The organism is Rhizorhabdus sp., from assembly GCF_018006725.1.
GTDB lineage: Bacteria > Pseudomonadota > Alphaproteobacteria > Sphingomonadales > Sphingomonadaceae > Rhizorhabdus.
Genome location: NZ_JAGMXV010000414.1, coordinates 1 through 3,066, shown reverse-complemented (window position 1 = coordinate 3,066; position 3,066 = coordinate 1). Strand labels below are relative to the sequence as shown.

General features: G+C 60.4%; 2 protein-coding genes. Both read left to right on the top strand.

What is annotated here, in order from left to right; translation table 11 throughout:
• Nucleotides 1–586 (top strand): HlyD family efflux transporter periplasmic adaptor subunit (locus KAY22_RS27065; protein ID WP_296626146.1); only part of this gene is annotated, 586 nt, incomplete at its 5' end.
• 1 nt (nt 587) lies between these two features.
• Nucleotides 588–3,066, top strand: a 2,479-nt coding sequence (locus KAY22_RS27060) for a CusA/CzcA family heavy metal efflux RND transporter (RefSeq protein WP_296626145.1), incomplete at its 3' end; no start/stop codon positions are given.

Genomic DNA, 3,066 nt, shown 5'->3' with positions numbered 1-3,066 from the left:
GTCTGGCGATGGCCGAAGCCTCTCTGTCATCAGCCTCATTTCCGGGCGGGTGATCAAGGCCGACGCGAGGCTTGGGGCTTATGTCCTCGCCGGCACCGAATTGTTTCGCGTTTCCGATCCCACCCGCATCCAGATCAACGCATCGGTGCTGGCCGCGGATGCACGGCGCATTCAGCCAGGCGATAGCGCTGTGATCGAACTGCTGGGCGGGGAGACCTTGAATGCAGTGGTGCGCTCAGCAACTCCCACCCTCGATCCCGATAGCAAGACCGCGACGATCATCCTGACACCGCAAGGCATTGGTGGGCTGACACCCGGTCAAGGCCTGCGCGCCCGGATCAAGCCGCGTGGAGGTGGCGATAACGGCCTTATCGCGCTGCCGGAGGAAGCCGTGCAGACCGTCGAAGGGCGCGAGGTCGTATTCGTCAGGACCGCCAAGGGGTTTCTTGCGACCACTGTCGTCACCGGCAAGCGCGGAGGTGGACGGATCGAGATCGTCGATGGGCTGAAACCGGGCGTCGCCATCGCGACCAAGGGTGCGTTCCTGCTCAAAGCCGAACTCGGTAAGGGCGAGGCGGAGCACTGAGATGATCGAGAAACTTCTTGATGCGTCGATCCGCTTCCGCTGGGGCGTGGTCATCCTGACGCTGATCATTTCCGCCTACGGCTTGTCGGAGCTGATGAAGCTGCCGATCGATGCCGTTCCCGACATCACCAACAAACAGGTGCAAATCAATACGGTCGAGCCCAATCTCGGGCCGCTCGATATTGAACGGCTTGTCACCTTTCCCGTTGAAACGGCGATGGCAGGGATCCCGGGTCTGGAAAGCTCGCGCTCAATATCGCGCAACGGCTTCAGCCAGGTAACTGTGATCTTCGAAGACCACACCGATCTCTATTTTGCGCGTCAGCAGGTGGCCGAGCGGCTCAATCAGGCCAAAGGAACCCTGCCCGAAGGGGTCGAGCCGCAAATGGGTCCGGTTTCAACCGGACTGGGCGAAGTGCTCATGTACATCGTCGATTTTGCCAAGCCCGGCAGCAAGGCGGCGCCCAAAGTCGCGGGCAAGCCGGGGTTCCAGCCCGATGGCTCGTATATGACTCCGTCTGGTGAAATTCTGACCGATGAGGTGGCCAAACTCGGCTATTTGCGCACGGTTCAGGACTGGGTGATCCGCCCGCAACTCAAGACCGTGTCAGGCGTTGCCGGGATCGATTCGATCGGTGGCTATGAGAAGCAGTTCGTTGTCCAGCCCGATGCATCCAAGCTCTCTACTTACGGCATCTCCTTCTCCGAACTGGCCGAAGCCCTTGAACGCGCCAACATCTCTGTCGGCGCTAACTTTGTCGAACGGGGCGGCGAAGCCTTCCTTGTCCGCGCCGATGGCCGCATCCGCTCGGTTGATGAAATCGGTCGCGCGACGGTCGCCAGCCGTGGTGGTGTCCCTGTCGCGGTTCGCGACGTTGCCACGGTCCAGATCGGCGGCGAACTGCGCACCGGCTCGGCTTCCGAAAACGGCAAGGAGATCGTTGTCGGAACCGCGCTCATGCTTGCCGATGGCAATAGCCGGGTCGTCGCTTCCGCAGTTGCAGATCGCCTTGAAGAGGTCGCCAAATCGCTCCCACCCGGCATTACGGTCAAGTCGGTTCTGGACCGCTCTCAGCTGGTCGATGCAACCATAGGCACGGTTGAAAAGAACCTGCTGGAAGGTGCATTTTTGGTCGCGATTGTGCTGTTTTGGCTGCTCGGAAACATCCGCGCGGCCATCATTGCCACGCTTGTCATCCCGATCTCGTTCCTGATCATGGGGACGGGCATGAACCTTACCCGCACATCGGGCAATCTGATGAGCCTGGGAGCACTCGATTTCGGTCTGATTGTCGATGGCTCGATTATCATCATCGAAAATTGCCTGAGGCGATTGGCCGAACGGCAACATCATGAAGGGCGACTGCTCAGTGTGAGCGAGCGGCTGCACGAGGTGTTCGAGGCATCGCGCGAGATGGTGAAGCCGACCCTTTACGGGCAGGCGATCATTTTCCTCGTGTTCGTGCCTCTGCTGACCTTCACCGGGGTCGAGGGTAAAACCTTTTCGCCGATGGCAATTACGGTCATGCTGGCATTGGCTGGCGCGTTCATCGCTTCACTTACGTTTGTGCCCGCAATGGTTGCGTTGCTGATCCGTGGCAAAGTCGCCGAGAAGGAAGTGCGGGCGATCGCATGGATGAAGGAGCGCTACGAGCCCGTGCTCAAGCGGGTGATTGATCGTCCCTGGCCGTGGATCGGCGCAGGAGCGGGTACTTTCGCCGCTGCGGGCCTGGTATTTTCGATGCTCGGCAGCGAGTTCATCCCAACGTTGGGCGAGGGCAATCTCGCCATGCAGGCGCTGCGTATCCCTTCGACCTCGCTGAACAAATCGCAGGAGATGCAACTCCAGGTTGAAAAGGCTGTCGCTTCCTTGCCGGAAGTCGCCTTCATCTATTCCAAGACCGGCACGGCGGAAGTTGCGAGCGATCCGATGCCGCCCAACGCTTCGGATACGTTCATCATCCTCAAGCCTCGGGAAACCTGGCCTGACGGTATCAGCACCAAGGACGATGTGATCGAACGGGTTGAGAAGAAGCTCGAACCACTCGTCGGCAACGCATTTGAAATCAGCCAGCCCATCCAGCTGCGCTTCAACGAGCTGATTGCCGGTGTGCGCGGTGACATCGCGATCAAGCTCTATGGTGACAATCTCGAGGAAATGGGCCGCGCGGCCCAGCAAGTGGCAGCGGTACTGAACACCGTCCCCGGCGCTGCCGACGTAAAGGTCGAGCAGACGGCTGGCTTCCCTGTCCTGGACGTCCAGTTCGACCGGGATGCCATCGCGCGATACGGACTGACCCTTCAGGATGTCAGCGATACCGTTTCCATAGCCCTCGGCGGCCGGGAGGCGGGAATCGTGTTTGAAGGGGACCGGCGTTACGATATCGTTGTCCGGCTTGACCGGGCAACGCGCGATGATCTCGACGCAGTAGGCGCGCTCCCTGTGTTGCTACCCGGCGAAGGCGGCGCGCGTGCATCGG